This window comes from Paenibacillus macerans (assembly GCF_050565405.1).
In the GTDB taxonomy this organism is placed as follows: domain Bacteria; phylum Bacillota; class Bacilli; order Paenibacillales; family Paenibacillaceae; genus Fontibacillus; species Fontibacillus macerans_B.
The window spans coordinates 1-16754 of sequence record NZ_JBNYYG010000088.1 but is presented as its reverse complement, the minus strand read 5'-3'; the positions used below and the strand labels follow the sequence as shown (position 1 = coordinate 16754).

Genomic DNA, 16754 nt, shown 5'->3' with positions numbered 1-16754 from the left:
CAAGGTTTGGTTTCTTTTTGTTTAACTAAATGAAAATAGAGGGCCGTCCCTCAGTCGTCTACGATGACTTTTGGGACAGCCCCTTTATTTTGGCTCAGCGGAATACGGGGAATTTCAAGGTAAACGTGGTTCCTTCGTTAAGTTTACTGTCTACATGGATGCCGTTATGTTCCTTGACGATATTGTCCGGATGGATGCCGCTGCCCTGGTCGATAATGCGGATGGCGGTTTTCTGCCTCTCTGAGCTGAGCTCCACTTCGATAACATCGTTCTTACGGGAAGCATCCATGGCGTTTTTGATCGTATTGATCAGGACCTGTTTGATTTGCACGGTATTGCAGAAGATCCGCAGGTTGTCCGACTCGAGCAAATTGGCAAACCGGATCGGAATGTCCCGGAGATTGGTTTCCGGCAGAAGCAAGGCGATCACGTCCTTCACGATGTCCAGGATGTTGCAGGCTTCCTTATGGTCGTGGGCAGGTTTGCCGAGGTATAGCATTTCGCTCGTGATGATTTCGATTCGGCGAATCTCTTCTTTCATGATATGTATATATTCCTTTTTGGGGTTCTTCTCGCGTTCGAGTATTTGCAAAAATCCTTTTAGCGTCGTAAGCGGATTGCGAATTTCATGGGCAATCCCGGCGGCCAATTGGCCGACGACGTTTAATTTGTCGTCTTCGATCACGCGCTGCTCGTCCCGTTTCCTGTGACTGATATCCCGAGTGAGCGAGAGAAACCCGATATCGCAGAGCAAATGCAGGTCTTGCGTTTTGGTCGCGCGGATTTCCCGTTCGGTATACCCCAGAAACTCCTTCACGGAAGGGGAGACGCATGTAATCGCTCCATCCAACCGATGCAAGGCTAACATGTTTCCAGAGCTGTTTACGACGCATCAATTCATCATGCAGGTGCTGTTTGTGCAATTTGTAGTTACTCATGGAGGATTCCCTTCTTTGACATAAATTTAAAAAGCTGAAAGAGGCACACCCTCTCAGAATACCACTTTCGCTCTCGTCCAGCCCCGCTTGATCCGGCTCATTTCCACCAATTTTATTAACTTTTCGACTCTCTGTCGGTCATGACGAAGATGCCCCAAATCCCGGGAATCTGTCCTGCGCCGTAGAATAAACGGGAAAACCAACGGGCAACATGTAACAACGGAGGCGAACTGCACCAAGGGAAAGAAGGGATCATATGAAGCTAAACCTTCTATTGGATCGCTTGTTGATCAAAAGCGTCCAGGGGGACGACATGCTTGACATTACGGATATCGAAATCGATTCCCGCTTCGTCAAGCAGGGCTGCTTGTTTGTGTGCTTGCCGGGGAGCGTAAGCGACGGACACCGATACATACGCGAGGCCGTACAAGCAGGGGCCGTTGCCGTATTCGTGGAGAGGGATCTCGCAGATCCGCCGGAGGATGTCACCGTCGTTCGCGTTCCGGACACCCGCCGTGCCTTGGCGATCGCAGCCGACTATTTTTACGGACAACCGACACGTCGCCTCCATTTGATCGGCATCACGGGGACGAACGGAAAGACGACGACCACGCATCTCATCGAGCAAATGATGAACGATCACGGCAAGAAAACCGGACTTATCGGCACGCTTTATATGAGAATCGGGAAGTTCATAGAAAAAACGGCGAACACGACCCCGGAATCTCTGATTTTACAGCGGTATTTTCATAGAATGCTGGAGCAGGACGCCGAATATGCGGTCGTTGAAGTCTCGTCCCACGCGTTGGACATGGGGCGGGTGAGGGGCTGCCGGTTCAAAACGGCCGTGCTAACAAACGTCACGCATGACCATCTGGATTATCATCAGACGATGGACAAGTACAGCGAGACGAAATCGCTGCTATTTTCGCAGCTGGGCAGCGGCTATGGGGAGGAACCGAAATTCGCCGTCCTTAACGCGGACGACCCGGTTTCTACCGCTTATGCGCGCAAAACCTCTGCCCAGGTGGTGACTTACGGCATCGAGCAGACCGCGGATGTGTTCGCGACGAATATCCGGATGCATCCGGATGGGACTTGCCTGGAAATCAACACGTTTCAAGGCACGATCCCGCTCGATTTAAAGCTGCTTGGACGGTTTAACGTGTACAATGCTTTGGCGGCGGTTTGCGTGGGCTTGACCGAAGGCATACCTCTCGATCAAATCAAGCGAAGCTTGGAGGCGTTTGCCGGTGTGACCGGGCGGTTCGAACCGATTTATGCCGGACAGGACTTTACCGTCATTTTAGATTACGCGCATAATCCGGACGGGCTGGAGAACGTGCTCAAAACAGCCAAAGCCATGACCAAAGGCAAGCTGTATTGCGTTTGCGGCTGCGAAGGCGACAAGGACCGCCAGAAACGGCCGATCATGGCGAAAGTTGCTGCGGCTTATGCCGATCTGGCCGTTTTCACTTCGGATAACACCCGCTCGGAGGACCCTCAGGCCATTCTGAAGGACATGCTGGACGGGTTGAAGGACGAACCGATTCCAAACGGCCGATACACCGCGATCGCGGACCGCAAAGAAGCGATTGCCCTGGCGATCGCAAAAGCTCGGCGTGACGATTGCGTCGTCGTCGCCGGAAGAGGCCATGAAACGCATCTGATCGTACAGGGTCGGCAAATTCCCTTCGACGACCGGGCGGTCATTACGGATTTGCTCATGACGGGAACCCGAATCGGCGAGCCGTGGCGGGTGACGTCCGGCGAACCCCAGGCTTATTCGCCGGACGTCTTGGCTTAAGCCCCCGTATCCATCCACCTTTGGCTGAAGGGTCGGTTTCCATTTGCAGATCGGGCGAAGGCCGGTTATTTTGAACAGGATTTGGTATGGAAGGGTCCTTCCTGCCGGTATCCCACGATCCGTCGTTATACCGCGATTGGGCCGACCGCGTTATTCACATCGGCGGCTGACCTCGCCAAGAATCGGAACAGCCTGTAACCCTTCCTTTCCGGGGGTTACAGGCTGTTCGTCGGTTTCGGGCCCAGCAGATCAATTGGGACGTCCTCTGAGTATGATATTGGTCGCTTTGCCGAAATCCAGCGCCACTTTGCCCGTGAGTTCTGCGATCCGCACCGCCAGCACCACCGCATTCACGCCGCAAGAGATTAGGGCGACGTCAAAGCTGTTCGGGTGCGCTTTGATCCATTCCAACGTTGACTTGTACTGCTTCCACCCGTTGAAGGACAAAGCCTCCACGACATTCAGCGAATACGGGTCCTGCTCCAGCCGTGCCTTGAGTTTCTTGGCTTCCCGCGTAATGATCAGGATTCGCCGCCCGGTGAGCAGCGTCCAAAATTCCGGCATGAGGGCCAGCTCCCGGTTAACGCCGGCATGGCAGAGCAAAGGCGGCTTCAAGCCGTAATAGGCGAAGACTTGGTCGGTCAGCGGCCTTTTCAAGTAATCGGGAGCTTTGATTGAATCGTCTCCAGCGGGTAAGATTCCTACCACGGATGCTTTGCGGATCGAGGTGGCTACGGCGTTGCGCAGCGTCAAATTAGGCAGGCTTAGTCCTTTTTGCCCGTTGTTCGCTTTGACCGCCCACCGCTCCTCAAGCAGTTTCGACATGGGCCATACGGTATCCTGCGACAGCACCAAGTTCTCGCCGTCGCCGATCCGTACCAGCGAGAAAGGTTTCTTTGACCTTAAGTTTACGGCGATTTGCTCTAACAGGTCTTGGCTCTCCAAATAAACTTGCTGCATTCCATTTCATTCCCTTCACATTGTTGATCATTCTACTCTATGTTTGGGGAAGGAAATCGTATTGTGTGCCTGTACTGCCGATCGTTTAGCTGGTATACAGATAACCATTTTCACGGTAAAAGGCATCATGCGTCCTGTCCTCTCTCTGCTTTCTAGCATAGGGTATAAGATCGGTAGCCTTTATGCGAGAAATGGGATCACCAGAGCGCATTTCAAGGCTAAAGGATAAGGAGGGAAAAGAAATGTCGAGAAAAGTGATTATCGAGTCAAACTTCAACACCTTTGGTTTTGATCCTCAGCGGCTTACGCGCATATGGTTGGAGAAACGCATTGCCATCTTTCGAAGCTATACGCTCAAATCGTTGCAAGCTCAGACCAATCAGAATTTCCTGGCCATCTTCAAGATCGCCGAGGGGACGGAGGCGATTGTGAGCGACATCTTGACGAAACAAAAGCCCCTTCCGCAAAATATATGGTTCGGTACGAATCGCGAGAGCGTCAACCAGATCAAGGCTTGGGCCGGAAAAAGCGAGGATTTGTACATCGCCCGCTTGGATTCCGATGATCTATACCACAAGACATATGTTCAGCAATTATATGATGTTCGGCCGAAGCCCGGCACGGTCGCTTTGATCAATCAAAATGGCTATTTATGGGACAGCGTCAGGGGAGAGATGGCCCCAACCTTCCATCGTTCGCCGCAGTTTTACGTGTATTTGTACAAAACGGCGGTCTATTTGAGCGGATACCGGGTTAAGCTTCCGGGACGGGGCACTCACGGAAATGTCATCGATTTGCCGCATGAACTGCTGGCTCCGCGGAACTATGTGAACGTGATCCATCAGGGCAACACGTCCGTGAAGAAGGTTTCTCCTCGCGAACGTTTGAGTCCCGCGGACATCCAAAAGGTGCTGAAGGAATTTATGAGCTAGGAACAAACGCCCTGACCCGAAGGAGGTGAATGTGATGGCGATCCATGATCGGGTAAGCGAGCGCTATTATGGTCAGGTCAATTCGGAAGAGTCCCATGAAGCGACAAGGGCCAGAATCCATTGGATCTGCCGCGCCGTGACCGGAAGCAAAGTGCTTGACGTAGGGTGCAGCCAGGGGATTAGCGCCATACTGCTTGGCCGCGAAGGGCTGCGGGTCACCGGAATCGATCTGGAAGAGTCCAGTATAGAGTATGCCCGGAAGGAGCTCGCGAAAGAATCGGCTCCGGTACGATCCAAGGTTCAATTCATGGTAATGGATGTCACCGATATGAAGGGGGACCGGCTCTTCGATACGATTATTTTAGGGGAGATCCTGGAGCATTTCGCAAACCCGGAAATCTTGTTAAACCATGCTTACCGTTTGTTGAGCGATGGAGGAACTTTGATCGTAACGGTACCGTACGGCTACCATCCCTTCTATGATCATAAAGAGACTTATTACGCCGGCAGTCTCGGCGTCTGCATCAACCCCTGGTTTGAAGTAACGCGAATGGAACTGCAGCATAAGTATTTGTGCTGCGTAGCCGTGAAACGCCCGAAGGTCCAGCCTAACGCGATACCGGACGTGTGGAAGCTCATGAGGTGGATGAGTTTGGATTCCAACCAGTTTGCCATGCTGGAGCAGAAGCATCTGCAGGCGATGAATCAACGGAAAAAAGCGTTGGATCAGGCTTTGGAGCAATTAAGGATCCTGCGGAGCAAAAAGATAAATTGAACTTGCCGCTTTCGTGAAGCACACCGATAAGGTGTGCTTTTTGCTCGTTCCGTTTAAATTCAGTTTATAAACTTCGTTTAACCTCCTAAATATAAATCATTGGGTTAGGAGGAAATCAAAAATGACGGATATGCAAAAATTCGCAAATTCGAGAAACAACAAGCACCTGGCCATCGAGGCCACCGGACTGGTCAAAACATTCGGAACGAACCGTGCGGTAGACGGGGTGAATTTACAGGTAAAGACCGGCATGATTTACGGAGTGCTGGGGCCCAACGGAGCCGGCAAAACGACGACGATCCGCATGCTGGCTACTTTATTACGGCCGGATGCCGGCTCGGCGCGTATTTTCGGCCATGACGTGGCGAAGGAGGCGCACATTGTGAGGCAACTGATCGGGGTTACCGGGCAATACGCCTCAGTGGATGAATCGCTGAGCGCGACGGAAAATCTGGTCATCTTCTCCAGGCTGCTCGGTTTGGGAAGGGCGGAAGCGCGGCGCAAAGCCGAGGAGCTGCTCGAGGAATTCGGTTTGACGGAAGCAGCCAAGCGTCCGCTCAAGAACTTCTCCGGCGGGATGCGCCGCCGCCTCGATTTGGCGGCAAGCCTGATCGCTCAGCCGCCTTTGATCTTCCTGGATGAGCCGACCACGGGCCTTGACCCGCGGACGCGCACGCAAATGTGGGATACGATCCGGCGCCTGGTCAAGACGGGTTCGACTGTGCTGCTGACGACGCAGTATCTGGACGAGGCCGATCAGTTGGCCGACCGGATCGCGGTCATCGATCAAGGGAAAGTGATCGCGGAAGGCACCGTGGACGATTTGAAGTCTTCGATCGGCACCTCGTCGCTGCATTTACGCATACGGGAGCCGCAAGCCATGGGGGAAGCCCGCCGGATCGTGGAACGGGTGCTGGTGGCGAAGGCGAGCATCTCCGCGGAGGCCGGCAAGATAACCGCGCCGATGGCGGAGGCGGACCGGGTCACCGATTTGCTGCTGGCGCTGCGCGAAGCCGGCATTCCGCTGGCTGAACTGAGCGTACAGAAGCCGACGCTCGACGAAGTGTTCTTGACCATAACCGGCCAAGGCGTGGAGGAAGAGGCCGCGCAAGGAGCCGATCTGGCATATAAACGGGAGGGGATCACCGTATGAATACGAATGCGGATACGACTTACGCGAAAGCGGGAAGCAATCGCAAATTGATTAACCATGCGAGCTTTAGCAGTACGCTGCGCCATTCGCTGACGATGGCCTACCGGGGGCTGCTGAAAGTCCGGCGGACGCCCGAGCAGCTGTTTGACGTGACGCTTCAGCCGATCATTTTCACCTTGATGTTTGCTTATATATTTGGCGGGGCGATTTCCGGCGACGTGCAGAGTTATCTGCCGGTAGTCATACCCGGGATTCTGGTGCAAACCGTCATTACGACCTCCGTGGTCACCGGCGTACAGCTCCGCGAGGATATGGAAAAAGGCGTGTTCGACCGCTTCAAATCGCTTCCGATCGCGAGGATTGCTCCGCTTGCCGGAGCGCTGCTCGCCGATACGATCCGTTATACGATCGCGACGGTGCTGACGTTCGGCATGGGGTACGCCATGGGTTACCGGCCGGAAGGAGGCCTGGGGTACGTCGCTTTGGCTGCCGTCATCGTCATCGCATGCTCCTGGGCAATCAGCTGGATCTTCGCGTTCTTCGGCGTGATCGCCCGCACGGCTTCCAGCGTGCAGGGGATATCGATGATCGTGCTGTTTCCGCTCACGTTCCTCTCGAACGCTTACGTTCCGGTCGATACGCTGCCGAATTGGCTGCAGTGGTTTGCGAACATCAATCCGATTTCGCATCTGGTTACCGCCGTTCGGGATTTGACCAATTCGGGAACGGTGGGCGCCGACCTGGTATTCTCCTTGATCGGGGCCGCCGCCATAGTGGCGATCTTCGCGCCGATCACCGTTCGCGCTTACATGCGCCGTACGTAAAGTTCGCAGCATGTTGAATGTACTTTCTAAATTTTTTTGAGCGAGTGCGTCTGAGAAAGGGGGAATCATAACCACCCCTCAAACGGGTGGTTTGCTCTTGATACGACTAAAGTCTAGCAACGGACAGAAGAGCCGTTATTTCAGCGAAATGCATCGTTTTAAAATGTAACGGACACCACAGACCTTATTCAGCACGTTTTGGGATGGATCCAGCATTTTTTGAGTCAATAAGGTCTTCCCGGTCCGTTAGCAAGGGAAATGATCGGGAAATAGGCAAATAAGGTCATTTCAGTCCGTTAGCCTTGCCGGTCGTAGCTTGTACACTCCGATTAGAACTTTTGCATCCTACCCACCCGCATAGCGGGTGGTTTTTTGTTTCGCACGCTTCTCGTGCTCAACTGGCTTAAGCCTAAATAAAGAACCTGACCATGGTCAGGTTCTTTGGCGAAAAGAGGTTGGGTAGTGGCAAAGAGCGCGTTCACAGGCAACGGAATGAGGGTCATATCGACCGGTCGCGCACTACGTTCTTGCGGCGACCGCTGCGCTAAACCGCTCCAGCGCCTCCGTCAGGAGGGCGCGGGGGCAAGCAAGGTTGATCCGGAGGAAGCCCTCGCCGCCATTCCCGTAGATGGAGCCTTCGTTAAAGGCGATCTTGGCTTCCCGATACATCAATTCCTTCAGCTCCGCCGAGCCTAGCTCCAGCGCCCGACAATCGACCCACAGCAGGTAGGTTCCTTCGGAAAGAACCGGAGTCAGCTGGGGCAAATGCTCGGCCAAGTAAGCGACCGTATAATCGCGGTTGCTTCGTACGTACTCCAGGACGGCATTCACCCAATCCTCGCTTTCATTATAAGCGGCTATCGTAGCCGCAGGTCCGAAGTAGTTCACCGAGCCGATGGCCAACGCATCGATCCGGTCGGCAAACCTTTCCCGCATTTGCGGATTCGAGATAACGGTGAAGGAGGATTCCAGGCCCGGCATATTAAACGTTTTGGAGGGAGCCAGGCAGGTGACCGTCCGATCGGCATGAGCCGGCGAGAGGGACGCGAACGGATAATGGCGATGCTCCTTGAACACGAGATCGCAATGGATTTCGTCCGAAACGACCTTGATGCCGTATTGGGCGCATAGCTCGCCAAGCCGTACCAGCTCGTCCTTCGACCAGACCCGGCCGCCGGGATTATGCGGGCTGCACAGCAGCATCAGCTTGGCTCCGTTTTGCATCAGGGATTCCAGATGGCCGTAATCCATGTCGTAACGCCCGTTTCTCAGCAGCAGCGGGTTTTCGGCAACCCGGCGGCCGTTTTTAAGAATCACGTCGTAAAACGGGTTATACACCGGTGATTGCAGAATCACGGCATCCCCCGGTTCCGTGAAAGCCTGCACCGCCACGCTGATCGCAGGCACGACGCCCGGCGTATCCGTCAGCCACGAGGCGTCGATGGACCAGCCGTGACGCTTCTGAAACCAGCCGGTGATCGCATCCAGATACTCTTGCGTCCGCGTGGTATAACCGTAAATTCCCAGCTTCGCCCGCTCGGTGACGGCCTCGACGATGGCCGGTGCGCATTTAAAGTCCATATCGGCCACCCACAGCGGCAATACGCCGGCATCGCCGAACAACTCTTGGCCGAGATCCCACTTCACGGATAATGTCCCTCTTCGCGGCATCCGTTCGTCCAATTGATAGGTCATCTTATGCTCCATCCTTTCCGATTTGAAGCTCTCTCTCGGTTTGTCTATTGTTCCTTGTACCCGTCAATGACGACTTCCAGCTCACCGGTCGTTGAATCGATCAGCATGCCGTGCACGGGAATATCGGCGGGGAGCAGAGGGTGGTTCTTGACGATGCCGACCGTTCGGATAACCCCTTCTTTTTCGTTATTGAATCCGCGCAGCCACTTGTTGAGCTTAATGCCCGAGTTCTCCAGCGTGTTAAGCACATCATCGGAAATCCCGCGGTCCCGCATGGAGCCGATCATCCGGTCCGAATTCAGCGCGGCCATCCCGCAGCCGGTGTGTCCGACGATGAAGACCTCCTGCGCATGCAATTCGTAAATGGCGACCAGCAAACTGCGCATGACGCTCCCGAAGGGCTGGGAAATGACGGCGCCGGCGTTCTTGATCAACTTTACGTCGCCGTTGCGCAGGTTCATCGCTTTGGGAAGCAACTCAACGAGCCGCGTATCCATGCAGGTAACGACCGCCAACTTCTTCTCGGGAAATTTATCCGTCATATATTTCTCGTATTCCTTATCCTCTACGAATTTCCGGTTGAACTCCAAAATCGCTTGCAGTTGGCTCATCCTGAACTGCCTCCTCTATCCATTTAGTGTTTAGGGCCTCGCATCGTATTACCGGCGATCGACGAGACGGATGTTCGATTTATAGAATTGGGATGGGCCGTCCAAACGAAGGGTACCGCCCGTTTCTTCCGCCTTCAGCGTAAGCTCGTTCTCAAAAAAGACCGCCTGCATCTTGTCGATCCAAAAAGGGTAAGGGGCGCTTTCCATCGGAATGTCGTAGGCGCCGGGCTCGCGGACGATGTGAACCCCCGGAACGCCGCTCATGCCGCAGCCGCAATTTTCCGTATCATAAACGAGCCGCAGCATGCCGGGCCTATCGGCCAACGCATCCGAAATCAATTTCTCGGCAGTCGCCGTTAGCGTCATTTTCATTGAAGTTGACAGCTCCTTTGCATTTAGGTGATCGATATTTCAAAAAAAAGAGAAATCCCCGTCTTAAAATTTGATTATACGTTTTGTTAAAAGTATCATCAAGAGTAGCAAGTAAATTTCACCAGTAAAGGCGGGAGTTGTCATGAGACAGGAAACGGTTGAGAAATGGGAGCTTTTTCGCGAGCTTCTGCAAAAAATCCATGGCTACGGGGAAGCGGTCGCTTTAATGAATTGGGACCTTCGGACCGGAGCGCCGAGGAAAGGGGCGGAGACCCGCGCGGCCACGATCGGCCTGTTGTCCACGGAAGCCTTTAAGCTGCAAACCTCGGCGGAAATGGGGGAATATTTGGATTACCTGAACCAGCCTGCCGTTCTGGACGAACTGGACGACATCAAACGCAGAATGGTCCTTGAAGTGAAAGAGGAGTACGACCGAAGCGTCAAAATCCCGCCGCAAAAATTCCGCGAATATACCGAACTGACGGCGCATGCCGAAACGATGTGGGAGGATTTCAAGGAAAACGGCGATTTTGCCGGCTTTGAGCCTTATGTGACGCAAATCGTGGAGAAGACGCAGGAGTTCATCGACTACTGGGGTCCGAAGGCAACCCGTTACGACACGCTGCTACATATGTATGAGCCGGATTTGACGGTGGAGAAGGTGGACCGGGTCTTCGGACAGCTGCGCGATCGGCTGGTGCCGCTCGTGGAGGCGGTAACGAACTCCGGCAACAAACCGGAAGCGCCGTTTCTGGATCAGCTCTTCGACAAAGGGCAGCAGGAGAAGTTTGGCCTGTTCCTGCTGGGGGAGATCGGTTACGACTTCGAAGCCGGCCGGGTCGACGAAACGGTGCATCCGTTCCAAACGACGCTGAACCACGGCGATGTCCGGATCACGACCAACTATAAGCAGGACGACGTCGCCAGCGCGATCTTCAGCTCCCTTCATGAGGGCGGACATGCGTTGTACGAGCAAAACGTCGCTCCCGAACTGGGCGATTCGCCGCTTGGACAAGGGACGTCGATGGGCATCCACGAATCGCAATCCCGATTCTGGGAGAACTTCGTCGGCCGCAGCCTTCCGTTCTGGGAGCGTTATTTCGGCGAATTGCAGCAGCATTTCCCGGATCAGTTGAAGGACGTCGCTCCGGAAGAATTCTACCGCGGCATCAACCGCGTAGAGAACTCGCTGATCCGGATCGAAGCCGACGAGTTGACTTACAATCTGCACATCATTATCCGTTATGAAATCGAGAAGATGTTGTTCAATGAAGGGTTGCCGGTGAGCGAGCTGCCGAAGGTATGGAACGAGAAATACCAGGCATATCTCGGCCTCACGCCGCCGAACGACGGACTCGGCGTGCTGCAGGACGTGCACTGGTCGGGCGGCTTGTTCGGGTATTTCCCCTCCTACGCGCTGGGCAACATGTATGCGGCTCAAATCTCGAATACCCTGCGCAAAGAAATGCCGCAGTTCGAAGGCTTTATCGCCGACGGCAACTTCCAGCCGATCAAGGAATGGCTGACCGAGAAGATTTATAAATACGGCAAAAGCCGGAAGCCGTCGGAGCTTATCATGGCGGTGACCGGGGAAGAGCTGAACCCCGATTATTTGGCCGATTACCTGGAACAAAAGTTTAAAAAGGTGTACGGAATTTAAGCCGATTTCGCCAAACCCGAAGACTGTTCTCGAAGCGGAGCGATCCGCCTCGGGAGCAGTTTTTTTGCGCTAATGGCGGGCTTGGCCGTTTATCGGCGTATGGTCTCTTAACCTTTTGTTGGGCCATCGCATACTATTTAGTATGTTCTGGCCAACCGCTGCGCATGGCTTGGCTAAGGAACGCTTATTTTGAAGGAGAGGTGAACGGCATGAACAAACGTCGTGCTGTGTTATGGCTCGCGCTCATCGTACTCCTGACCACGGCCCTGAGCGGTTGCGGAGGAAGCAGCCAGGCACAAAAGGTGAACATCGGGGAAGTCACCCGTTCCGTATTTTATGCGCCGCAGTATGTCGCTTTGGAAAAAGGCTTTTTCAAAGAAGAAGGCCTCGACGTAGAGCTGCAAACGACGGCGGGCGGCGATAAAACGATGACGGCGTTGCTGTCGGGAGCGATCGACGTGGCGCTGGTCGGGGCGGAAACGTCGATTTACGTGTATCAGCAGGGATCGGAGGATCCGGTGATCAATTTTGCTCAGTTAACGCAAACGGATGGGACGTTCCTGGTGTCCCGGGAAGCTATCGGGGAATTTGAATGGGAAACCTTGAAGGGCAGCGTCTTTCTCGGCCAGCGCAAAGGAGGGATGCCGCAAATGGCCGGCGAGTTTACGCTGCGGAAGCACGGGATCGACCCGCACCAGGATCTGGAGCTGATCCAAAACATCGATTTCGCCAATATCGCCGCCGCTTTCTCTTCCGGGACGGGGGAATTCGTGCAGCTGTTCGAGCCTCAAGCTTCGATCATCGAACGCGAAGGAAAAGGCCACGTCGTCGCTTCGTTCGGGACCGAAAGCGGGAAGCTACCGTACACGGTATTCATGACGAAGCAAAGCTACATGAACGACCATCCGGAAATCGTGCAGAAATTTACGAATGCGATCCATAAAGCGCAGCTCTGGGTGCAGGCGCATACGCCGGAGGAGACGGCCGAAACGGTGGCGCCCTACTTCAAGGACACGGATATGGATATTCTGGTGAGCTCCATCAAACGGTACCTGGAACAGGGGACGTATGCGGAAACGCCGGCGTTGGCGGAGGATGCCTGGAATAATCTGCTTGACGTCATGGAGAGTGCCGGCGAACTGAGTGAGCGGGTAACGCCCGATAAGCTGGTGAACAATTCGTTTGCCGAAGAGGCCGTCAAATCGGTCAAGTAATCGCCGAACCGCATCCGATGCCAACTCATGCGTTTAAAAGGAGCGTGATCGCTTTTGTCTTCTGTCGTGGAACTGAAAAACCTGGATCTGGTCTACGTCACGGACCGGGAAGCCACGCTTGCGCTGCAAGGGATGAATTTGGCGGTGGAGCCGGGCGAATTCATCAGTCTGGTCGGTCCCAGCGGATGCGGCAAGACCACGCTTCTCTCCGTCATGGCGGGCCTCTTGTCCCCATCCCGGGGAGAAGTCCTGCTGCGCGGCAAGCCGGTCGCGGGACCGACGCCGGAGGTCGGCTACATGCTGCAGCAGGATTATCTGTTCCCTTGGAGAACGATCTTGGGCAACGTGAAGCTGGGCCTCGAGTTGACCGGCCGCTTGACGCCGGCAAGCATCGAACACGCGCGGTCGCTGCTCGCCGAAATGGGACTGGGGGATACGGAAGACCTGTATCCCCACCAGCTGTCCGGCGGGATGCGCCAGCGGATTGCGCTCGTTCGGACGCTGGCGACCGATCCGGAACTGCTGCTGCTCGATGAACCGTTCTCGGCGCTTGATTATCAGACCAAACTGCAGCTCGAGGATCTCGTGTGGGGAACGCTTAAGCAGCGGAAGAAGACGGGCGTGCTGGTTACGCATGATCTGTCGGAAGCGATCGCCGTCAGCGACCGGGTGATCGTGCTGGCTTCGAAACCGGGCCGGATGCGCAGCATGTACGCCGTCCCGGAGAATATCCGAAACGCCCAGCCGTTTTACGCCAGGGAAGCAGAGGGCTTTAATGAGCTGTTTCACGAAATATGGCGGGACCTCGAAACGTCGGAGAGAGAGGAGGGATAGCCATGGCTTCGCCTGATGCCAAACCGTCTTCCGGCCAGGATGCCTGGCTGCAGGAGAAGTGGAACCAGCATCGCAAACGCAAGCGCCGGTTGAGCCGATGGGTGCTAAGCGTCCAAACCTTGCTGCTGGTGATGTTCGTCGGACTATGGGAGCTCGCGGGACAGCTGAGGTGGATCGACGTGCTGATCTTCAGCTACCCGTCCAAGGTGGGACGGCAAATCGTCAAGGACGCGGTGACCGGCGAGTTATGGCCGCATCTGGCCATGACGGTCGGGGAAACGGCGGTAGGCTTCCTGCTGGGCACGCTGCTGGGCACGCTGCTCGCCGTGCTCATCTGGTGGTCGCCGTTTTTGTCCAAAGTGCTGGACCCGTACATGGTCGTATTCAACAGTATGCCGAAGGTGGCTCTGGGCCCGATCTTTATTGTGCTGTTTGGCGCTGGCTTCACCGCGATCGTCGTGACCACGCTGTCGATCACCGTGATCGTGACCACGCTGGTCGTGTTCAACAGCTTCAACGAAGTGGACTCGAACCTGGTCAAGGTTATCCGTACGTTTGGCGGCAACCGCCGCGACGTGTTCCTCAAAGCGATATTGCCGGCTTCGTTCCCTACCATCGTGTCCACGCTGAAGGTCAATGTGGGCATGGCCTGGGTCGGCGTAATCGTCGGGGAATTCCTCGTCGCCAAGATCGGCCTCGGTTACTTGATCGTCTATGGTTTTCAGGTGTTCAACTTTACGCTGGTCCTCTCCAGCCTGGTCATCATCGCGGTCGTGGCCACCGGGATGTATCAGCTGGTCGTCTACATCGAACGGAAGCTGGTCCGGGAGCGGTAACGCTCCTTTTTTTTGTGGTTGAGGCATTTGCGCGGGCCGTTTCACCTCTCTGCCTCCGGAAACGGAGGTGAAAAAAGGGCCTTATTTTTTTGAAGGCTGAAGATGGGATTGTATGGAAGCTGAAAATCAAGTAGGATATTTTCATAGGTTTCGACAAAAAAAGGTGGTTTTCATGGGATTTCGGGTAATCAAAACAGCTATCGCTACACTATTGGCTATATTCATCGCGGATTTTGCGGGGGTGGCCGGAGCCAATTCCGCCGGACTGCTGGCGATCCTCGGGGTGGACGTGACGCGCAAGCGCAGTCTTGCTTCGATTTCGTCGCGATTTTTCGCATCGATCTTGGGCCTGCTTCTGGCCTTCGGCATTTTTTACATATTAGGGTTTCATATTTGGGTGCTGGCCATTTATATTCTGATCGCTTTCCCGCTTATCACGAAATCCGGCTTCAAGGAAGGGATCGTCACCAGCTCGGTCGTCGTGTTCCGGGTGTTCGGCGGGGAAGAAATTTCATGGCATGTATTGCTGACGCAGGTGGAGCTGCTCGTCATCGGCTTGGGATCGGCGATGGCGGTCAATTTCCTGTACATGCCGAAGACGGAAGACAAGTTATTGGAAACCCGAAGGAAGGTAGAGGGTCATTTTTCGGTTATTTTTCGGCAAATCGCCAGCTCGCTGCGCGATCCGTACCATCTCTGGGACGGCAAAGAGCTGACGGAGGCGGCGCGCTTGGTCGGTGAAGGCCTGTCCACGGCCCGGCGGGCGCTCGAGAATCAGATGATCTTTCCGAACGAAGCTTGGACGGTGTATTTTTATATGCGCAAGCAGCAGTTGGAGCGAATCGAAGGGATGCTGGAGCTGATCTCCCAGGTGTACCAACGGATGCCCCAAGGGGAATTTGCGGCCTTGTTGTTTGACCGGCTTAGCGTGGACGTGAACCAGGAGGAGTATACCGGGATTACCGAGCAAATGCTGGCGGAGCTGGAACAGGAGTTTAAAAAGATGGAGCTGCCGTCGACGCGCGAGGAGTTTGAAATCCGTTCGGCCATTTTGCAGCTGTGCCGCGAGCTTTCTTTATATCTCGATATTTCCAAAAAAAATAAAGCCCCCGTATCGCGGATGGCGGCGGATCAGGCTCGGGGCTGAAAAATACGTTGATAAAATAGTTGTCACCCTAGACGAATGTCCTGCATACACTTTTAGTGAATGATGTATGGAGGAGGTTCTAACATGTCATTGAAATATCAAAGTAGAGAGATCATCACGAAAGCGATCTGCGGAAAAGGTCGTAAGTTCTCTACCGTAACACATACCGTGACTCCGCCTCATAAACCGTCGAGCATACTGGGGGCCTGGATCATCAACCACCAGTACGAAGCGGTCGCTGCGGGAGACGGAATTGAAGTTATTGGTACTTACGATATTAACATCTGGTATTCGTACGATAAGAACTCGCAGACCGAGGTCGCCAAGGAAACGGTATCTTATGTCGAGAATGTGCCGCTCAGCTACCTGGATTCCAGACACCGTTCCTCTACGGTAGAGGTCTCTGCGGAAGCCACGCAGGAACCGAGCACCGTCGAAGCCAGCGTGTCGGGAGACGGCCGCGTCTCCATTCGGGTGGAGCGCGAATTCGCGGTGGAACTGGTCGCCGAAACGAAGCTGAACGTCCTTGTTGTGCCGGGGGGCGACATCGAAGACAAGGATTATGACTTCGGCTCCGAACTCGGAGACTATGAAGATCTGGATCCGGATCTCCTCGACGACGAACTGTGATTCATGTTTGTTCCGATAGTCGGATGGGTAAGTACCAAGGTGTTCGGGCTACAGTGTAGCATATGCGGCAGGGGCGTCGTCGAAGAGGGCGGCTGCCCTCTTTTTGTGGAATTTTTTTTGGCCGGTTTATAGTGGGTGTTCTGCCTGCCTAGAAGAAGATTCCTGGAATAACGCAAGCATGGCCGGCGGCTCTTCGAGTTGGGAAAACAGCCAAAGTAAGCCCGTTGAAAAGCTCAGGCGAAAAAATAAGGGAACAAAATGGCGCTATTTCGGCGAAGTCCGATGACGTAAAATTGTTTGTGTACCAAGTTTTGGAGTCTATCCAAAACACAAAAAAGTAGAGTATCCTCGGGGTTACGACGCCAC

General features: G+C 54.4%; 16 protein-coding genes. 11 read left to right on the top strand and 5 right to left on the bottom strand.

The genetic code is table 11. The features are described 5' to 3' along the window. Positions 1 to 94 precede the first annotated feature (94 nt). Positions 95 to 859 (bottom strand): histidine kinase dimerization/phospho-acceptor domain-containing protein, encoded by a 765-nt coding sequence (locus ACQ4N8_RS26970; protein ID WP_430707453.1) that lies wholly within the window; start codon positions 857 to 859, stop codon positions 95 to 97. A gap of 335 nt (positions 860 to 1194) precedes the next feature. On the opposite strand from ACQ4N8_RS26970, the gene ACQ4N8_RS26965 reads away from it, so the two are divergent. Beyond that, positions 1195 to 2745, top strand: coding sequence for a UDP-N-acetylmuramoyl-L-alanyl-D-glutamate--2,6-diaminopimelate ligase (locus ACQ4N8_RS26965; RefSeq protein ID WP_430707452.1), 1551 nt, complete (start codon positions 1195 to 1197; stop codon positions 2743 to 2745). Between the two features lie 249 nt (positions 2746 to 2994). Here ACQ4N8_RS26965 and ACQ4N8_RS26960 read toward each other — a convergent pair whose 3' ends face one another. Then, positions 2995 to 3705 carry a GT-D fold domain-containing glycosyltransferase gene (locus tag ACQ4N8_RS26960; RefSeq protein WP_430707451.1) on the bottom strand — a complete coding sequence of 237 codons (711 nt, stop codon included), beginning with the start codon at positions 3703 to 3705 and terminating at the stop codon, positions 2995 to 2997. Between the two features lie 242 nt (positions 3706 to 3947). Here ACQ4N8_RS26960 and ACQ4N8_RS26955 point away from each other — a divergent pair, with 242 nt between their 5' ends. The 4 genes from ACQ4N8_RS26955 (at position 3948) to ACQ4N8_RS26940 (ending at position 7389) form a co-directional block, all read left to right on the top strand. Continuing rightward, the gene (locus ACQ4N8_RS26955) at positions 3948 to 4637 is read left to right on the top strand and encodes a glycosyltransferase (RefSeq protein ID WP_430707450.1); all 690 of its coding nucleotides are present in this window, start codon (positions 3948 to 3950) and stop codon (positions 4635 to 4637) included. 34 nt (positions 4638 to 4671) lie between these two features. After that, positions 4672 to 5412, top strand: coding sequence for a class I SAM-dependent methyltransferase (locus ACQ4N8_RS26950; RefSeq protein WP_430707449.1), 741 nt, complete (start codon positions 4672 to 4674; stop codon positions 5410 to 5412). Between the two features lie 121 nt (positions 5413 to 5533). Beyond that, positions 5534 to 6565, top strand: a complete 1032-nt coding sequence (locus ACQ4N8_RS26945) for an ATP-binding cassette domain-containing protein (protein WP_430707448.1) — start codon at positions 5534 to 5536, stop codon at positions 6563 to 6565. After that, on the top strand, positions 6562 to 7389 hold the full coding sequence (locus tag ACQ4N8_RS26940) for an ABC transporter permease (RefSeq protein ID WP_430707447.1): 828 nt from the start codon (positions 6562 to 6564) through the stop codon (positions 7387 to 7389). Before ACQ4N8_RS26945 ends, ACQ4N8_RS26940 begins: the two co-directional genes overlap by 4 nt. A gap of 519 nt (positions 7390 to 7908) precedes the next feature. Here ACQ4N8_RS26940 and ACQ4N8_RS26935 read toward each other — a convergent pair. Genes ACQ4N8_RS26935 through ACQ4N8_RS26925 form a run of 3 tightly spaced genes read right to left on the bottom strand, consistent with a single transcriptional unit; the run spans position 7909 to position 10067 of the window. Next, a complete protein-coding gene (locus tag ACQ4N8_RS26935; RefSeq protein WP_430707446.1) occupies positions 7909 to 9084 on the bottom strand; it encodes a MalY/PatB family protein in 1176 nt (391 codons plus the stop codon). 44 nt (positions 9085 to 9128) lie between these two features. Beyond that, entirely contained in the window at positions 9129 to 9695 is a 567-nt protein-coding gene (locus tag ACQ4N8_RS26930) for a beta-class carbonic anhydrase (protein ID WP_430707445.1), read from the bottom strand. 48 nt (positions 9696 to 9743) lie between these two features. Beyond that, positions 9744 to 10067 carry an iron-sulfur cluster biosynthesis family protein gene (locus ACQ4N8_RS26925; RefSeq protein ID WP_430707444.1) on the bottom strand — a complete coding sequence of 108 codons (324 nt, stop codon included), beginning with the start codon at positions 10065 to 10067 and terminating at the stop codon, positions 9744 to 9746. A 142-nt stretch (positions 10068 to 10209) separates the two neighbouring features. Here ACQ4N8_RS26925 and ACQ4N8_RS26920 point away from each other — a divergent pair, with 142 nt between their 5' ends. The 6 genes from ACQ4N8_RS26920 to cotE all read left to right on the top strand — a co-directional run bounded on the left by ACQ4N8_RS26920 (position 10210) and on the right by cotE (position 16388). Beyond that, complete coding sequence (locus ACQ4N8_RS26920) at positions 10210 to 11727, top strand: carboxypeptidase M32 (RefSeq protein ID WP_430707443.1); 1518 nt, start codon at positions 10210 to 10212, stop codon at positions 11725 to 11727. Between the two features lie 209 nt (positions 11728 to 11936). Next, on the top strand, positions 11937 to 12941 hold the full coding sequence (locus ACQ4N8_RS26915) for an ABC transporter substrate-binding protein (RefSeq protein ID WP_430707442.1): 1005 nt from the start codon (positions 11937 to 11939) through the stop codon (positions 12939 to 12941). Between the two features lie 54 nt (positions 12942 to 12995). Then, entirely contained in the window at positions 12996 to 13775 is a 780-nt protein-coding gene (locus ACQ4N8_RS26910) for an ABC transporter ATP-binding protein (RefSeq protein ID WP_430707441.1), read from the top strand. Positions 13776 to 13777: 2 nt separating this feature from the next. Beyond that, positions 13778 to 14611, top strand: coding sequence for an ABC transporter permease (locus ACQ4N8_RS26905; RefSeq protein ID WP_430707440.1), 834 nt, complete (start codon positions 13778 to 13780; stop codon positions 14609 to 14611). A 172-nt stretch (positions 14612 to 14783) separates the two neighbouring features. Then, positions 14784 to 15758, top strand: coding sequence for an aromatic acid exporter family protein (locus ACQ4N8_RS26900; RefSeq protein ID WP_430707439.1), 975 nt, complete (start codon positions 14784 to 14786; stop codon positions 15756 to 15758). A gap of 84 nt (positions 15759 to 15842) precedes the next feature. After that, complete coding sequence (cotE, locus tag ACQ4N8_RS26895; protein ID WP_430707438.1) at positions 15843 to 16388, top strand: outer spore coat protein CotE; 546 nt, start codon at positions 15843 to 15845, stop codon at positions 16386 to 16388. Positions 16389 to 16754: the final 366 nt, after the last annotated feature.